Genomic DNA, 18,984 nt, shown 5'->3' on the forward strand with positions numbered 1-18,984 from the left:
GCCGTGCCAGGCCCTTCCCGGCCCCCGCCCACCGGCGTCCCGGGCCCCGGGGGGCGGCCCTCCGTGCCCGCACACCGCACAGCGTCCCACTGTCCCCACCCGCCCGTACCGCCCCGCACCACGTCCCACCCGCAGCCCCGCACCGCACCACGTCCCATCCATCCGCCTGCCCGAGCCGCCCGCACCGCACCGAGTCCCACCCGCAGCCCCGCCCCGCACCGCGTCCCACCGCCTGACCGCGCCGCCCGCACCGCTCCGGCGGGCCCGTGCGCCGCCCGCCACCGCCCGCGCCGTGTCGCCCCGCCCCGCGAAGGACTTCTCCCATGACGGACCTGCACGACAAGCCCGCACCAGCGGCCCACGCGCCGCAGGACGGCCCCGCCGCCGAAGCGCCGGACGGCGCCGTGTCCCCGGCGACGCGGCCCTTCCCGACGCTCGGCGAGCTGTTCGCCGCATGGGTGACCCGTACCCCGGACGCGCCGGCCCTCACCGACGGCCGGCGGACCTGGAGCTACCGGGAACTGTCGGCGCGGGCCGACCGGATGGCCGGCCACCTGCGCGGGCTCGGCGCCGGACCGGACCGGGTGGTCGCCCTGGTCCTGCCGCGGTCCATGGAGCTGATCGCCGCCGAACTGGCCGTCGCCCGCTGCGGCGCCGCCTTCCTGCCGGTGGACCCCGCCTACCCGGCCGAGCGCCGCGCCCTGATGCTCGCCGACGCCGCGCCCGCGGTGGTCCTGGACGACCCCCGGCGGGCGGCGGAGTCACTCGACCGGGAGCCCGCCGTGCCGCAGGACGGCACGGCCGACCGCGCGGACGGCCCGGCCGACGCCGGCCCCGACCACGCCGCCTACGTCATCTACACCTCCGGCTCCACCGGAACCCCCAAGGGCGTCACCGTCGCCCACCGCGGCATCGGCGGCTTCGTCTCCGCCGCCGCCGCCCAGTACGCGGTCGGCCCCGGCGACCGGGTCCTCCAGTTCTCCTCGCCCAGCTTCGACGCCTCCGTCCTGGAGCTGTTCATCTCCGTCCTGTCCGGCGCCACCCTCGTCGTCCCGCCCGAGGGCCCCTGGCTCGGCGACGAACTCGCCGCCGTACTGGACCGGCACCGCATCACCCACGCCCTGATCCCGCCGGCCGCCCTGGCCACCCTGCCCGACCCGGCGGACGGCACCGCACGCTTGCTCAGCACCCTGATCGTGGGCGCCGAGGCCTGCCCGGCCGGACTCGTCGACCGGTGGGCGCCCGGCCGCCGCATGATCAACTCCTACGGCCCGACCGAGGCCACCATCGTCGCCACCTGGACCGGCCCGCTCACCGCCGGCTCGGGCACGCCCGCCATCGGCCGGGCCCTGCCGCACACCCGCGTCCACGTGCTGGACGCCGCGCTGCGTCCGGTGCCCGACGGCACCGCGGGCGAGCTGTTCATCGGCGGCGACGCGGTGGCCCGCGGCTATCTGGGCCGCCCGGGCCTGACCGCCGCCCGGTTCCTCGCCGACCCCGCCGGCCCGCCCGGCGCGCGCATGTACCGCACCGGCGACCGGGTCCGCCGCGACGCCGCCGGGGAACTGGAGTTCCTCGGCCGCCTCGACCGGCAGATCAAGATCCGCGGCTTCCGCGTCGAACCCGGGGAGATCGAGGCGGCGCTGCGCCGCGACGACAGCGTCGAAGAGGCCGTGGTCGTGGTCCGCGAGGACGAACCGGGCCGCCGGCGCCTGGTCGGCTACGTCACCCCGGCCGCCCAGGGCCGCCGCCCCGACCCGGCGGCCCTGCGCGCGGCCGCGGCCGGCGCGCTGCCCGCCCACATGGTGCCCGCCGCCGTCGTCGTCCTGGACCGGCTGCCGCTCACCGCGCAGAACAAGATCGACCTGCGCGCCCTGCCCGCCCCCGGCCGCACCGCCGCCGCCGGCCGCACCGCACCGCGCACCCCCGCCGAACGCGCCCTGGCCGACGTCTGGGCCGAGGTCCTGGGCGCGGACGAGGTGGGCGTGCACGAGGACTTCCTCGACCTGGGAGGCGACTCGATCCTCGCCGCCCGCGTCCTGGCCCGGATCCGCGAGGAACTGGGCGTCCGGCTCACCGTGCGGGACGTCTTCACCGCCCGGACCGTCGCCGCCCTGGCCCCGCTGGCCGAGGCCGGCGCCACCGCGCCGCGCGAACCGGTGCGCCCCGCCCCGCGCGAGGGCGCGCTGCCGCTGTCCAGCGCACAGCGCCGGCTGTGGTTCCTGGACGACCTGGCCGCCGGCGGCGCCGAGTACAACACCGGACTCTCCCTGCGGCTGCGCGGCCCGCTCGACGCCGACGCGCTGCGCCGCTCCCTGCACCGCCTCGCCGCCCGCCACGACTCCCTGCGGACCACCTTCGCCTCGGTGGACGGCCAGGCCGTCCAGCACATCGCGCCCGAGCCCGACCTGCCGCTGCGCACCGCCGACCTCACCGCCGTACCCGAGGACGGCCGCGCCGAGGCGGCCGAGCAGGCGCTCACCGAGGAGCTGAGCCGCCCCTACGACCTGGCCACCGGCCCGCTCACCCGGGCGCTGCTGCTGCGCCTGGCCGCCGACGACCACCTGCTGCTGCTGGCCCAGCACCACATCGTCACCGACGGCTGGTCGGTGGGCGTCCTCACCCGCGAACTGGCCGCGCTCTACCACGCGGAGGCCACCGGCGAGAGCGACGGCCTGGCCGAACCCGCCCTCCAGTACCCGGACTTCGCCGTGTGGGAGCAGCGGCAGCGCGCCACCGGCACGCACACCGCCGACCTCGCCTACTGGAAACGGCACCTGTCGGGCCTCCAGCACCTGGAGCTGCCCACCGACCGGCCCCGCCCGCCCGAGCGCACCACCGCCGGCGCCGCCCACCGCCACCGCCTCTCCGCCGACCTGGTGGCCCGGCTGCGCCGCCTGGCCCAGGGCCGGGGCACCACCCCGTTCACCCTGTACGCCGCGGCCGCCGCCCTGCTGTTCTCCCGCTACTCCGGCCAGCGCGACGTGGCCTTCGGGACCGTCACCAACGGCCGCGCCCACCGCGAACTGGAGGACGTGCCCGGCTTCTTCGCCAACACCGTGGTGCTGCGCGGCGACGTGGACGAGAAGACGACCGTGGACGGCTTCGTGGAGCGCATGCGCGCCACGGTGCTGGACGCCTTCGCCCACGACACGGTGCCCTTCGACCGGGTCGTCGAGGAACTGGCCCCGCCCCGCGACGCCAGCCGCACCCCGCTGGTGCAGGCCCTCGTCGTCCAGCAGACCGCGCCCGTGCTCCCGCCGCGCTCCGGCGGCGTGCGCTTCGCGGACCATCCGCTGCCCCGCCCGGCCGCCCGCTTCGACCTGGTCCTGGAGTTCGCCCCGCAGGCCGGCGCCGACGGCGGCTGCGCCCTCACCGTCGAGTACAACACCGACCTGTTCGACGCCGCGACCGTCGCCCGGCTGACCCGCCACCTGCACCGCCTGCTGGAGGGCATGGCCGACGGCCCCGGCCGCACCCTGGCCGAACTGCCCATGCTCGCCGACGACGAGCAGCGCACCCTGGTGGACGCCTGGAACCCGCCCGCGCTGCCCGCCCGCGAGACCGGCGGCGCGACGCTCCCCGAACTGCTGCGGGCCCAGGCCGCCCTGACCCCCGACCGGACCGCCGTCGTCTGCGGCCCCGACCGGCTGGACTACGCCGAGGTCGACCGGCGCTCCGACCGCCTGGCCCGCCTGTTCGCCGCCCGCGGCGCCGGCCCGGAGTCCCTGGTCGCCCTGTGCCTGCCGCGCACCGCGGACCTGGTGACCGTCCTGTGGGCGGTCCTGAAGTGCGGCGCGGGCTATCTCCCCGTCGACCCCGCTTACCCGGCCGACCGCGTCCGCTTCATGCTCGCCGACGCCCGGCCCGCCCTCGTCGTCGCCACCCGCGAGACCGCGCACGCCCTGCCCGAGGACCACGCGCCGCTCCTGCTGGAGGACTGCGCGCGGGAGGACGACGGCGCCCACCCGGACGCCTTCGCCCCGGCCCGCCCCCCGCTGCCGGACCACCCCGCCTACGTCATCTACACCTCCGGCTCCACCGGCCGCCCCAAGGGCGTCGTCGTCACCCACCGCAGCGTCGCCGAACTGGCCGCCTGGGTGCGCGAACGGTTCGGCGCCGACCGCCTGGGCCACGTCATCGCCGCCACCTCACTCAACTTCGACGTCTCGGTCTTCGAGCTGCTGTGCCCGCTGACCGCCGGCGGCACCGTCGAGGTCGTCGCCGACCTGCCCGCCCTCGCCGACGAGCCGGCCGCCCGCCGCGCCGGACTCCTCAGCGGCGTGCCGTCCGTGGTGTCCCGCCTGCTCGCGGGCGGCACGCCGCCGGTCACCGCCGACACCGTCGTCTTGGCCGGCGAGGCCCTGTCCGCGCAGACGGCGCACGAGGTGCGCGCCGCCATGCCCGGCTGTGAGATCGCCAACATCTACGGCCCCACCGAGGCCACCGTGTACGCCACGGCCTGGTTCGGCGGCGAACGGCTGCCCGACCAGGCCCCGCCCATCGGCCGGGCGGTGGCCCGCACCCGCGCCTACGTCCTGGACCGCTCCCTGCGCCCGCAGCCGGTCGGGGTCACCGGCGAGCTGTACCTCGGCGGCCCCGGCCTCGCCCGCGGCTACCTGGGCCGCCCCGGACTGACCGCCGCCCGCTTCGTCGCCGACCCGTTCGGCGCGCCGGGGGAGCGCATGTACCGTACCGGCGACCTGGTGCGCCGGCGCGCCGACGGCGAGCTGGAGTACGTCGGCCGCATCGACCAGCAGGTCAAGGTGCGCGGCTTCCGCATCGAACTGGGCGAGGTCGAGGAGGCGCTGCGCGGCTGCACCGGCGTGGCCGAGGCCGCCGCCGTCGCCGCCGACGGCCACCGCCGCCTGGTCGGCTACGTCGTCCCGTCGGCGGGGGAGCGGGTCGAGCCCGAGACCGTACGCCGCGAACTGGGCCGCACGCTGCCCGACTACATGGTGCCCTCGACCGTCGTCGTGCTGGCCGAGCTGCCGCTCAACCCCAACGGCAAAGTCGACCGGGGCCGGTTGCCCGACCCGGGCCCCGCCGTGCGCGCGGTGCGGCACGTCGCCCCGCGCACCCCCACCGAGCGCGCCCTCGCCGCGATCCTGGCGGACGTGCTGAACGTGGAACGGGTCGGCGTCGACGACAACTTCTTCGAACTCGGCGGCGACTCCATCGTCAGCATCCAGGTCGTCGCCCGCGCCCGCGCCGAGGGCCTCGCGATCACCTCCCGCGACGTCTACCGGCACCAGACCGTCGCCGCCCTCGCCCGCTGCGCGGACGCCGCCACGCCCGTACCGGCCGCCGCCCCCGCACCGGAGGCCGCCGCGGGCGCCGCACCCCTCACCCCCATCCAGCACTGGCTGTTCGAGGCGCTCGGCGAACGCGCCGGCCACTACGCCCAGGCGCTGACCGTCCGACTGCCCGACGACCTGGACGAGGCGGCGCTGGAGGACGCGCTCAACGACCTGGTCGCCCACCACGACGCCCTGCGCTCCCGCTTCACCCCGGACGAGGACGCCGCGGGCAACCCCGCGGGCGTCCGCTGGCACATAGCCGAGCGGGCCCCCCGCCTGGAACTGGCCCGCCACACCGGACCCGAGAGCGACACCCCGCACTTCGGCCCGTTCGACCTCGCCCGTGGACCGCTGCTGCGGGCCGTGCTGCACCGGCGCGGCCCCGGCCGGGCCCCGGCCCTGCACCTCGCCGTGCACCACCTGGTCGTCGACGGCGTCTCCTGGCGGCTGCTCCTCGAAGACCTCGACCGCGCCTACCGCGCCCGCCGCGAGGGCCGGGACGGCGCCTCGGCGCTGCCCGCCCCGTCCTCGCCGCTGCGCCAGTGGGCCCGCCGGCTCGACGCGCACGCCGCCGCCGGCGGCTTCGCCGACGAGACGGTGTACTGGGCCGGGGCCGTCGCCGGCGCCCACGGCGACCTGCCCGCCGACCTGAGCGGCGCCGACACCTACGCCTCCGCGCAAGCCGTCACCGTACGCCTGGACGCCGAGGACACCGCGGCCCTGCTGCGCACCCTGCCGGACACCTACCGCACCCAGGCCAACGACGTGCTCCTGAGCGCGCTGGGCCGGGCGCTGTGCGCCTGGAGCGGACACGAACGGGTGCTGGTCGACGTGGAGGGGCACGGCCGCGAGGAGATCTTCCCCGACCTGGACATCAGCCGCACCCTCGGCTGGTTCACCACCCGCCACCCCGTCGCCCTCGCCGTGCCCGAGGACACCGGCTGGGACACCGTGCTCAAGCAGGTCAAGGAGCAGCTGCGGGCCGTACCCCGGCACGGCCTCGGCCACGACGTCCTGCGCCGCCTGGCCGGCCCCGGCACGCCGCACGCGCCCGCCGCCCAGGTCAGCTTCAACTACCTCGGCCGGATGGGCCTCGCGGACGGCGCCGACGGCCTGTACCGGTCGGTGCTGCGGCCGCTGGAGCTGGACGCCGACCCGGACGCCCCCCGCCCGCACCCCCTGGAGGTCGTCGGCCGACTGGACGGCGACGCACTGGAGTTCACCTGGTTCTACTCCGACCGGCTGCACCGGCGGGACACCGTCGAGGCCCTGGCCCGGCGCCACGCCGACGCCCTCGCCGACCTCGCCCGCCACGCCCGCGGGCCCGGGGCCGCCGGACGCACCCCCTCCGACTTCCCGCTGGCCCGGCTCGACCAGGCGGCCGTGGACCGCGTCACCGGCGACGACCCGGCCGCCGTCCAGGACATCCTGCCCCTGACGCCGACCCAGAGCGGCATGCTCTTCCACGGCGTCTCCCAGGACGACCGCGGCGTCTACCTCCAGCAGCTCACCTTCGTCCTGGACGGCGTCCCCGCACCACGAGCCCTGGCCGACGCCTGGCAGCACGTGACCGACCGCACCGAGGTGCTGCGCGGCCGCGCCGTCTGGCAGGACGTGCCCACGCCCCTGCTCGTCGTCCAGCGCCACGCCGCCGTGCCGGTCACCCACCTGGACTGGCGCACCCTGACGCCCGACGAGCGCGACGACCGGCTGCGGGCGCTGCTGGCCCGCGACCGCGAGGACGGCATCGAGCTGACCCGCGCCCCGCTCCAGCGGCTGGTGCTCGCCCGCGTCTCCGACACCGCGGTCCGCGTCGTGTGGACCTTCCACCACCTGGTCCTGGACGGCTGGAGCCTGTTCCAGGTGCTCACCGACGTGTTCGCGCGCCACGCCGGGGCCGCGCCGGACGCCCTCCCCGAGCGTCCCCCCTACCGCGACTACCTCGCCTGGCTCGCCACCCGCGACGCGCAGGAGGCCGAACGGCACTGGCGGGGCCGCCTGGCCGGGCTCGACGAGACCACCGCGCTGCCCTACGACCGCGAGCCGCACGAGAGCCACCGCGCCGAGTCCACCCGCGAGGTGCGCCTGACGCTGCCCGCCGACGCCACCCGCGCGCTGGAGAACCTCGCCCGGAGCTCCGGCCTCACCCTCAACACCCTCGTCCAGGGCGCCTGGGCGGTGCTGCTGGCCCGCCAGTCGGGCCGCGAGGAGGTCGTCTTCGGCACCACCGTCTCCGGCCGGCCGCCCGAGCTGCCCGGCGCCGACGCCATGACCGGCCTGTTCATCACCACCCTGCCCACCCGCGCGACCGTCCCCGCCGAAGGGACGCTGCTGGACTGGCTGCGCCTGCTCCAGAGCGACCAGAGCGAGGACCGCCGCTTCGACCACCTGCCGCTCACCCGGATGCGCGCCCTGACCGAACTGCCCGAGCGGGCCCACCTGTTCGAGTCCATCGTCGTCTTCGAGAACTACCCGGTGGACGACGGACTCGCCGCCGCCCACGGGCTGCGGCTGACCGACCTGACGGGCGTGGAGACCACCAACTACCCGCTGAGCCTGGTCGCCTACCCGGGCGCCGAACTGACCCTACGCCTCGGCTACGACCCGCGGCTGTTCGACGCCGCCACCGTGCGCCGCACGGCCGAGTACCTCTCGGTGCTGCTGACCGGCATGCCCGCGGCGACCGCGCTGCCGCCCGCCCGGCTGCCGCTGCTCACCCCCGAGCGCCGGACACAGGTGCTGCGCGAGTGGAACGACACCGCGACCGACCTGCCCGAGGCCACGGTCGCCGCCCTCTTCGCCGCCCAGGCCGCCCGCACCCCCGACTCCGTCGCCCTGGAAGCCGGGGACGACCGCCTCACCTACCGCGAACTCGACGAGCGCGCCGCCGCCGCGGCCGCCCTGCTGGCCGGACTCGGCGTGGGCGCCGAGCGCCCGGTCGGCGTCCTGATGGACCGCTCCGTCCACCTGATCGTCACCCAGCTCGCCCTGGTGCGCACCGGCGGCGTGTGCGTCCCGCTGGACGGCCGCGCGCCCGCCGACCGGCTGCGCCGCACCCTCGCCGAGGCGGGAGCGGACCTCCTGCTCACCGACGCCGCCTGGGAGCGCACCGCGCGCGAGGCGCTGCCCGACGGCGAGGTCGTACGGATCGACACACCGGCGACGCCGCCTTCCGGCACGACCACGCCCACCGCCTTCCCCGTGCACCCCGACAACATCCAGTACGTGATGTTCACCTCCGGCTCCACCGGCGTCCCCAAGGGCGTGGCGGTGCGCCAGCGGGACGTCGTCGCGCTCGCCCTCGACCGGGCCTTCGACGGCCACGACCGGGTCCTCGTGCACTCCCCGCACGCCTTCGACGCCGCCACCTACGAGGTGTGGGTGCCGCTGCTGCGCGGCGGCACGGCCGTCCTCGCCCCGCCGGCCGACCTCGACGCGGCGGCGGTCCGCCACGCCGTGCGCGAACAGGGAGTCGGCCACCTGTGGCTGACCGCCGGACTCTTCCGCCTGCTCGCCCAGGAGGACCCCGCCTGCCTGCGCGGCGCCCGCCAGGTGTGGACCGGCGGCGAGGCCGTGCCCGGCGCGGCCGTCCGCCGCGTCCTGGACGCCTGCCCCGGGCTGACCGTGGTCGACGGCTACGGCCCCACGGAGACCACCACCTTCGCCACCCGCCGCCCCTTCCGCGCCGGCGACCCGCTGCCCGCCGTCCTGCCCATCGGCCGCCCCCTGGACAACACCCGCGTCTACGTCCTGGACGCCGCCCTCCAGCCGCAGCCCCCGGGCATCCCCGGCGAGCTGTACATCGCGGGCGCGGGCCTGGCCCGCGGCTACGCGCGGCGCCCCGGCGCGACCGCCGCCCGCTACCTCGCCGACCCGTACGGCCCGCCCGGCGCCCGCATGTACCGCACCGGCGACGTGGTGCGCTGGAGCGCCGAGGGGGAGCTGCACTTCGTCGGCCGCGCCGACGACCAGATCAAGATCCGCGGCTTCCGCGTGGAGCCCGCCGAGATCGAGGCCCGGATCACCGCCCACCCCGACCTCGCCGAAGCCGTCGTCAGCCTCCACCAGGACGGCGGACGCAAGCGCCTGGCCGCCTACGTCGTCCCCGTCGCCGGAGCGAGCGCGCCGAGCGCCGCGCAGCTGCGCGCCCACCTCGCGGACGGCCTGCCCGACTACATGGTGCCCGCCGCGTTCGTCACCGTGCCCGAACTGCCGCTGACCGCCAACGGCAAGGTCGACCGGCGGCGGCTGCCCGCCCCCGACTGGTCGGCCGGCGCCGACCGGGCCTACCGCGCCCCGCGCACCGAGGCCGAACGCCTGCTGGCCGGCATCTGGGCCGAACTGCTCGGCGTGGAGCGGGTCGGCGCCGACGACAACTTCTTCATGCTCGGCGGCGACTCCATCCTCAGCATCCAGGTCGTCTCCCGCGCCCGCGCGGCCGGCCTGGCCCTCACCCCGCGCGAGGTGTTCCGGCACCCGACGGTGGCCGAACTGGCCGCCGTCACCGGAACGGCCACCCAGGTCGCCGGCGCCGAACCGGTCGACGGCGAGGCCGCGCTGACGCCGATCCAGCACTGGTTCCTCGACCCCCGCCCCGCCCACCCAGAGTTCTTCAACCAGTCCGTCGTCGTGGCGGCGCCCGCCCCCGTCGACCAGGACGCCCTGCGCCGCGCCCTGGCCGCCCTGTGGACGCACCACGACGCCCTGCGCGCCCGGTTCACCCTCGACGGCCCCGGCGGCGAGGGCGTCTGGCGCCAGCACGTCAGCCCCGCCGACGCCCCCGTACCCGACCTGCTGGAGGTCTGCCCGCTCGACCCGCACCACGCCGACCGGGCCGAGGCCGACCTCACCGCCGCCGCGCACGCCGGATTCCGCCTGGACGGCGGCCCGCTGCTCACCGCCCGCCTGTTCACGACCGGCGGCGCCCGCCCGGACCGGCTGCTGCTGGCCGTGCACCACCTGGTCGTGGACGGCGTCTCCTGGCGCGTCCTGCTGGAGGACCTGGAGACCGCCTACCGGCAGGCCGCGGCCGGCGAGCCCGTACGGCTGCCCGCCCGCACCACCTCCGTCAAGGAGTGGGCCGACCGGCTGCGCGCCCGCACCGACCGGTTCGCCGCCCAGCTCGACCACTGGGAGCGCACCGCCCGGCACTGCGCCGCACCGCTGCCCGTGGACGGCGACGGCCCCAACACCGCGGCCGACGTGGGCGAGGTGACCGTACGCCTGGACGCCGCCCGCACCACCGCCCTGCTGCGCGAGGTCCCCGGCGTCTACCGCACCCGCGTCGACGACGTCCTGCTCACCGCGCTCGGCCGGGTGCTGTCCGACTGGAGCGGCCACGACACCGTCGCCGTCGGCCTGGAGGGCCACGGCCGCGAGGACCGGCTGTTCGAGGACGTCGACCTGTCCCGCACCGTCGGCTGGTTCACCTCCCTCTACCCCGTCGCCCTCGCCGTCCCCGCCGCCGATTGGGGCACCGCGCTGAAAGCGGTCAAGGAACAGCTGCGCGCCGTACCCGAACGCGGCCTCGGCTACGGCGTCCTGCGCCACCTCGCCCGCGACCCCCGGCTCACCGGCGCCCCCGAGCCCGCCGTCAGCTTCAACTACCTGGGCCGCTTCGACTGGACCGCCGACGGCGCCGCCCTGGTCGGCGCGGTGCCCGGCGGACTCGGCGGCGCCGAGGCGCCCGGCACCGAACGCGCCCACCTGCTGGACGTGGTGGCCCGCGTGGAGGACGGGCGACTGGAGATCACCTGGTACCACAGCCGGGAACGCCACCACGGGGCCACGGTCACCCGGCTCGCCGAGGCCATGCTGGACGCCGTCGAGGACATCGTCGCCCACTGCGCCCGCCCCGGCGCGGGCGGCCGCACCCCCTCCGACTTCCCGCTGGCCCGCCTGGACCAGACGGCGGTGGACCGGATCTGCGGGGACGGGCGCGCCGTCGCCGACGTGTACCCGCTGACGCCGATGCAGGCGGGCATGCTCTTCCACAGCCTGCTCGACCCGGACGGCCGCACCTACGTCAACCAGGTGCAGCTGGTCCTGCACGGCGTCGGGGACCCGCGGCTGCTCGCCGAGGCGTGGCAGCGCACCGCCGACGCCAACCCGGCCCTGCGCACCCGCCTGGTGTGGCAGGACACCCCCGAACCGCTCCAGGTCGTCCAGCACCGCGCCACCGTGCCCGTCGCCCACCACGACTGGAGCGCGCTCCCCGACGAGCGCCGCGCACCCGAACTGGAGAGGCTGCTCGCCGAGGACCGGGACGCCGGCGTCGACCTCGCCGCCGCGCCCCTGATGCGGCTGACCCTGATCCGGCTCGCGGCGGACCGGGTGCGGATGGTGTGGACCTTCCACCACGTCCTGCTCGACGGCTGGAGCGCCGCCCAGGTCTTCGACGAGGTCTGCGAACGCTACGCCGCCCTCGCCGCCGGCCGCGGCCCCGAGGTGCCCGACCGCAGGCCCTTCGCCGCCTATCTGCGCTGGCTGGCCGCGCAGGACGCCGGCCGCGCCGAACGCCACTGGCGCGGCGTCCTCGCCGGCTTCGCCGCCCCCACCGAACTGCCCCGCGACCGGCGGCCCGCCGGCGCCCACCGCGACTCCTCGTCGGGCACGGTGCGCGTCACCCTGGACGCCGGGATCTCGGCCCGGCTGCGGGAGACCGCCCAGCAGGCGGGCCTGACCGTCAACACCGTCCTCCAAGGCGCCTGGGCGCTGCTGCTGTCCCGCTACGGCGGCGGAGACGACGTGGTGTTCGGCACCACCGTCTCCGGCCGCCCCGCCGAACTGCCCGGCGTCACCTCGATGGTGGGCCTGTTCATCAACACCCTGCCCACCCGGGCCCGGGTGGACGGCCGCCGGCCGCTGCTGGAGTGGCTGCGCGAACTCCAGACCGCCCAGTCCGAGGCGCGCCGCCACGACTTCGTGTCGCTGGCCCAGTTGCAGGCGTGGAGCGAGATCCCCGGCGGCACCGGCCTGTTCGACTCCATCGTGGTGTTCGAGAACTACCCCTTCGACGAGAACGCGCTGGCCCGGCACGGTCTGGCCATGGAGCAGGAACGCGACCTGGAGCCGACCAACTACGCGCTCAGCGTGGTCGTCGCGCCCGGCCGCACCCTGTCCGTCAACCTCGACTACGACCCCGCCGCCTTCGACGCCGCCACCGTCGAAGGACTGGGCGAGAGCCTGCGCACCCTGCTGACCGCGATGGCCGCCGACCTGGACGGCCGCCTGGGCGACCTGCCGCTGCTGGACGCCGGACGCGGCCTCGACCTGCTCACCCGGTTCGGCGGGACGCCCGCGCGCGCCCCGCACGCCACCCTGCCCGAGGCGTTCGCACGGCAGGCGGCGCGCACCCCCGACGCCCTTGCCGTGCGCGGCGGCGACCGGCTCCTCACCTACCGCGAACTCGACGAGCGCTCCAACCGGCTGGCCCGCCGCCTCATCGCCGCCGGCGCGGGCCCCGAGCGGTTCGTCGCCCTGTGCCTGCCGCGCACCGCGGAGCTGGTGGTGGCGCTGCTGGCCGTCCTCAAGAGCGGCGCCGCCTACCTGCCGGTGGACCCGCAGTACCCGGCCGAGCGCGTCGCGTTCCTCTTCGACGACGTACGGCCCGACGCGGCGATCGCCGCCCCGAGCACCGCCGGACGCCTGCCGGAAGGCCCGTACACCCGCATCCTGCTGGACGAGACGGCCCCCGACGCCGCACCGGCCGCACCCGGCACCACCGCGGCACCGGCCGTACCCAGCACCGCCGCCGCACCGGCCGCGGACGACGCCCTGTCCGCCGCCCCCGTCGGCGACGGCGACCGCCGCGCCCCCCTGCTGCCCGCCCACCCCGCCTACGTCATCCACACCTCCGGCTCCACCGGCCGCCCCAAGGGCGTCGTCGTCGCCCACGCCTCGGTGCTGGCGCTGACCGACTGGGCCGCCGCCGAATTCACCGGCCGCGGCCTGGCACACGTGGTGGCGTCCACCTCGCTCAACTTCGACGTGTCCGTCTTCGAGATCTTCTCGCCGCTGCTGTCCGGCGGCTGCGTGGAGGTGGTGCGCGACCTGCTCGCCCTCGCCGAACGCCCCGGCCCCTGGCGCGCCGGACTGATCAGCGCCGTCCCCTCCGCCCTGGACCGGCTGCTCGCCGAGGGCGCCGTCCAGGTCGGCGCGGACACCGTCGTCCTGGCGGGGGAGGGGCTGCCCGCCCGCACGGTGCGCCGGGTGCGCGAGGCGATCCCCGGCTGCCAGGTGCGCAACATCTACGGCCCCACCGAGGCCACCGTCTACGCCACCGCCTTCACCTGCGACCCCGCCGACCCCGACCGCGACCCGCCGATCGGCCGCCCCGTCGGCGCCGCGCGCGCCTACGTCCTGGACGAGCGGATGCGCCCGGTGCCCGTCGGCGCCCCCGGCGAGCTGTTCCTCGCCGGCGACGGCGTGGCCCGCGGCTATCTGCGCCGGCCCGGCCTGACCGCCGCCCGGCTGCTGCCCGACCCCTACGGCCCGCCCGGCAGCCGGATGTACCGCACCGGCGACCTGGTGCGCTGGAGCGCCGACGGCGACCTCGTCTACCTAGGCCGCGGCGACGACCAGGTCAAGGTGCGCGGCTTCCGCATCGAACTCGGCGAGGTGGAGGCGGCGCTGGCCCGCCACCCGGCCGTCGCCCAGGCGGCGGCCCGGGTCGTCGAGCACGACGGCCACCGCCGCCTCGTCGGCTACGCGGTGCCCCGCGAGGGCGGCCTGCCGGACTTCGCCGAGCTGCGCGCCTTCCTCGCCCGCAGCCTGCCCGACCACCTCGTCCCCGCCCTCGTGGTCCCGCTGGAGCGGCTGCCGCTGGGCGCCACCGGCAAGCTCGACCGCAGGGCGCTGCCCGACCCGCGGTGGGCGGCCGCAGCCCAGGGTGTCCGGCGCGCGCCGAGCACCCCGGCGGAACAGGCCCTCGCCGCCATCTGGGCCGATGTCCTCGGGGTGCCCGAGGTCGGCGCCGACGACAACTACTTCACCCTCGGCGGCGACTCCATCCTGGGCATCCAGATCGTCTCCGCCGCCCGCCGGGCGGGCCTCGCCCTCACCCCGCGCCACCTGTTCACCCACCAGAGCCTCGCCGAACTCGCCGCCGCCGCCGAACGGCTGCCCCTCCAGGCGGCCACCGCCGAACAGGGCCCGGTGACCGGCGACGCCCCGCTCACTCCCGTACAGCACTGGCTGCTCGACACCCTGCCCGGCGACCCCGCCCACTTCACCCAGGCCGTCTCCTGGGAACTCGCCCACGACGCCGACGAGACGCTGCTGCGCGGCGCCCTGGCCGCCCTGCTGGAGCACCACGACGCGCTGCGGCTGCGCTTCACGCCGGACGGCGACGCGGGATGGCGCCAGCACGCCGACGCGCCCGGCGCCGCCGCGCACCTGGAGGTCCACGACACCGCCCCGGCCCCTGGCGCGGCCGACGCGCTCGCCACCGGATTCGACCTGGCCGCCGGACCGCTGCTGCGGGCCGCGCTGCACCGGCCCGAGGACGGCGGGCGCCCGGTGCTGCTGCTGGCCGCGCACCACCTCGTCGTGGACGCGGTGTCCTGGCGGATCCTGCTGGAGGACTTGGACAGCGCCTACCGCGCCCTGGCCGCGGGCGAACGGCCCGGCCTGGGCGCCAAGAGCACCTCCTTCCCGGCCTGGGCCCGGCGGCTGGCCGCGCACACCGCCGCCGGCGGCTTCGACGCCGAACTCGCCCACTGGCACGCCCTGGACGCCGACACCTCCCTGCCCACCGACCGCGCCGGCCGCAACACCGCCGCCGAGGAGCGCACCGTCACCGCCGGCCTGGACGAGGCCGACACCCGCCGGCTGCTCCAGGACGTGCCGGAGGTCTACCGCACCCGGATCAACGACGTCCTGCTGTGCGCGCTCGGCCGCGTCCTGGCCCGCTGGACCGGCCGCGACCGGGTCGCGGTCACCCTGGAGGGACACGGACGCGAGGAACTGTTCGCGGACGTCGACCTCGCCCGCACCGTCGGCTGGTTCACCACCCTGTACCCGGTCGCCCTCGACGTGCCCCGCGACGCGGACACCGGCGCCGCCCTCAAGGCCGTCAAGGAGAGCCTGCGGGCCGTGCCGCACGGCGGCCTGGGCCACGGCGCCCTGCGTTTCCTGCACCCCACGGCCGGCGCCGGCCTGCCCGACCTGCCGCGCATCTGCTTCAACTACCTCGGCCAGCAGGACGCCGGCACCCCCCCGGGCGGCCTGCTGCACGCCCCGCACGGCGGCCTCACCGGCGGCATGGACCGTACGGCCGAGCGACCCCACCTGCTGGACGTGCTCGGCCAAGTCAGCGGCGGACGACTGGAGTTCACCTGGTCCTACTCCGACCAGGTGCACCACCGCGAGACCGTCGCCCGCCTCGCCGGCGAACTGGCCGACGAACTGCGCGCCGTGATCCGGCACTGCGCCCGGCCCGGCGCCGGCGGCCGCACCCCCTCCGACTACCCGCTCGCCCCCCTGGACCAGGCCGCCGTCGACCGCCTCGTCGGCACCGGCGCCGGCGTCGCCGACGTCTACCCGCTCACCCCCACCCAGACCGGCATGGTCGTGCACGGCCTGGACGACGCCGAACACGGCCTGTACGTCGAGCAGATCACCTTCGTCGCCGACGGCGCCCGCGACGTGCGCGTCCTGGCCGACGCCTGGCGGCACGTCGTCGAGCGCACCCCCGTGCTGCGCACCTCCGTGGCCCTGCGCGACGTACCCGTGCCGCTCCAGATCGTCCACCGCGACGTCACCCTGCCCGTCGCCGAACTCGACTGGAGCGAGCTGCCCGAGGAGCGGCGCACGGCGGAACTGGAGCGGCTGCTCGCCGGCGAACGCGCCCGCGGCCTCGACCTGGACCGGGCGCCGCTGCTGCGCGTCACCCTGATCCGGCTCGGCCCGGACGCCGTACGGGTGGTGTGGACCTTCCACCACGTCCTGCTGGACGGCTGGAGCGTCTTCCACGTCCTGTCCGACGTCATGGCCGCGCACGCCGCCCTCGCCCGCGGCGAGGCGCCCCGGCTGCCCGAGCGCAGGCCGTTCGCCGACTACGCCGCCTGGCTGGCCGGCCGCGACACCGCCCACGCCCGTGCGCACTGGAGCGGCGTCCTCGCCGACCTCGCCGCCCCCACCCCGCTGCCCTACGACCGCAGGCCCGCCCCCGGACACCCGGCCCGCTCCGGAGCCTGGCTCTCGCACCGGCTGGCCGCCGAGGACACCGGCCGGCTCCAGGAGTTCGCCCGCCGCCACCGGCTCACCCTCAACACCGTCGTACAGGGCGCCTGGGCGCTGCTGCTGGCGCGCTGGAGCGGGGAGCGCCAGGTGTGCTTCGGCGCCACCGTCTCCGGCCGCCCCGCCGACCTGCCCGGCGCCGACACCGTCACCGGCCTGTTCATCACCACCCTGCCCGCCCGCATCGACGTCGACGGCTCCGCCCGCTGCGGGGCCTGGCTGCGCACCGTGCAGAAGGCCCGGGCCGAGGACCGCCGCTTCGACCACATGCCGCTCGGCGAACTGCACGGCCTGACACAACTTCCGCACGGCACCGGCATGTTCGACTCCCTGGTGGTCTTCGAGAACTACCCGGTGGGCGACGCCACCGCCGGCGCCCACGGCCTCACCGTCCGCGACCTGGACGCCCGGGAGGCCACCAACTACCCCCTCACCGTCGTCATCTCGCCCGGCGACCGGCTCGCCGTCGAACTCGGCTACGACGAACGGTGCTTCGACGCCGCCACCGCCGGCTCGCTCGCCGAACAACTGCTGCACACCCTGCGCGCCCTGGCCGACGGCGACGACACCGCCCGCCTGGACGACCTCGACGTCCTGCCGTCCGCGCTGCGCGCCCGGCTCCTGCACGGCCCGGCCCGCCCCGCCCTCGACCCGGCGCCCCCGGCCCTGCTGCCCGACCTGATCGAGGCCGCCGCCGACCGCACTCCGCACGCGCCCGCGCTCGCCGAACCCGGACGGCTGCTCACCTACGCCGAGACCGACGCCCACGCCAACCGCCTCGCCCACCGGCTCATCGCCCGCGGCGCGGGCCCCGGCGGCCTCGTCGCACTCCTCCTGCCGCGCTCGGCGGACATGGTGCTCGCCCAGCTCGCCGTGACCAAGACGGGCGCCGCGTTCCTGCCCGTCGACCCCGGCTACCCGGAGGAGCGGATCGCGCTGATGCTGCACGACGCGGCCCCCGCCCTCACCCTGGACGCCAAGGAGATCGCGGACCTCCTGACCGCGCCCGAGGACACGGACCGGGCGCCCGCCCACCGGCCCACCGACGCCGACCGCGCCCGCCCCCTCCACCTGGACGACCCCGCCTACGTCATCTACACCTCCGGCTCCACCGGAACCCCCAAGGGCGTCGTCGTCACCCACCGCGGCCTCGCCGCGTTCTCCGCCGCCGAGGCCGCCCACTACCAGGTGACCGAGGGCGACCGCGTCCTCGCCTTCGCCACCCCCAGCTTCGACGCCTCCGTACTGGAACTGTGCATGTCCCTCCCGCACGGCGCCCGCCTGGTCGTGCCCCGCCCGGGACCGCTGCTCGGCGCGGAACTCGCCGAGGTGCTGCGCGCCGAGCGGATCACGCACACCCTGCTGCCGCCGGCCGCGCTCGCCACCGTGCCCGCCGACGTCCCCGGCCGCCTCCCGGACCTCAAGACGCTCATCGTCGGCGCCGACGCCTGCGGCGCCGACCTCGTCGCCCGCTGGGCCCCGCACCACCGCATGGTCAACTCCTACGGCCCCACCGAGGCCACCGTCGTCGCCCTGTGGTCCGCGCCCCTGCGGCCCGACGGCGCCGCCCCGCCCATCGGCCGCCCGCTGCCCGCCACCGGCGCCTACGTCCTGGACGCCAGGCTGCGGCCGGTGCCCGACGGCGTACCCGGCGAACTGTGGCTCAGCGGCCCCACCCTGGCCCGCGGCTACCTCGGCCGGCCCGGACTCACCGCGGCCCGCTTCGTCGCCGACCCCTACGGCCCGCCCGGCGCCCGCATGTACCGCACCGGCGACCTGGTGCGCCGCGACGCCCGCGGCGAGACCCACTACCTGGGGCGCACCGACCACCAGCTCAAGCTGCGCGGCCACCGCATCGAGGCCGGCGAGGTCGAGGCCGCGCTCACGGCCCACCCGGCCGTACTGGACGCGGTGGTGAGCGTCCGCGAGGACGAACCGGGCCTGCCGCGCCTGGTCGCCCACCTGCTCACCGCGCCGGGCCACGAGGCGCCCGCCCCGGCCGACCTGCGCGCCCTGGCCGCCCGCACCCTGCCCGGCTACATGGTCCCCTCGGCGTTCGTGGCGCTGGAACGCTTCCCGCTCACCGAGAACGGCAAGACCGACCGGGCCGCGCTGCCCGCCCCGGCGCCGGCCGCCGAGGAGGAAACGGCCGGACACGTGCCGCCCCGCACGCCCACCGAGGAGGTGCTGGCCGAGATCTGGGAGGAGGCGCTCGGCCGGACCGTAGGCGCCGAGGACGACTACTTCCTGCTCGGCGGCGACTCCCTGCGCGCCCTGCTCATCGCCTCCCGGGCCAACGACGCCTTCGGCACCGAGCTGACCCCCCGCGACGTCCTGACCTCCGCCACCGTCGCCGCCCTGGCGGAACTGGTGGAGGAACAGGTGCTCAGCGAACTCGAAGACGCCGCGTACGGCGGCCACGACCACGACGAACGGTGAGGAA

At 77.0% G+C, this 18,984-nt stretch carries 1 protein-coding gene; it reads left to right on the forward strand.

All coding sequences use genetic code 11. The features are described from left to right. Positions 1 to 323 precede the first annotated feature (323 nt). Complete coding sequence (locus ABEB07_RS13540) at positions 324 to 18,980, forward strand: non-ribosomal peptide synthetase (RefSeq protein ID WP_345668543.1); 18,657 nt, start codon at positions 324 to 326, stop codon at positions 18,978 to 18,980. Positions 18,981 to 18,984 lie beyond the last annotated feature (4 nt).

Origin of the sequence: Streptomyces similanensis (genome assembly GCF_039543625.1) — a bacterium.
Classification (GTDB): Bacteria; Actinomycetota; Actinomycetes; order Streptomycetales; family Streptomycetaceae; genus Streptomyces; species Streptomyces similanensis.

Excerpts from the sequence above, each read along its gene's own strand:
- ABEB07_RS13540 (WP_345668543.1), top strand. The coding sequence starts at position 324 with ATGACGGACCTGCACGACAAGCCCGCACCAGCGGCCCACGCGCCGCAG.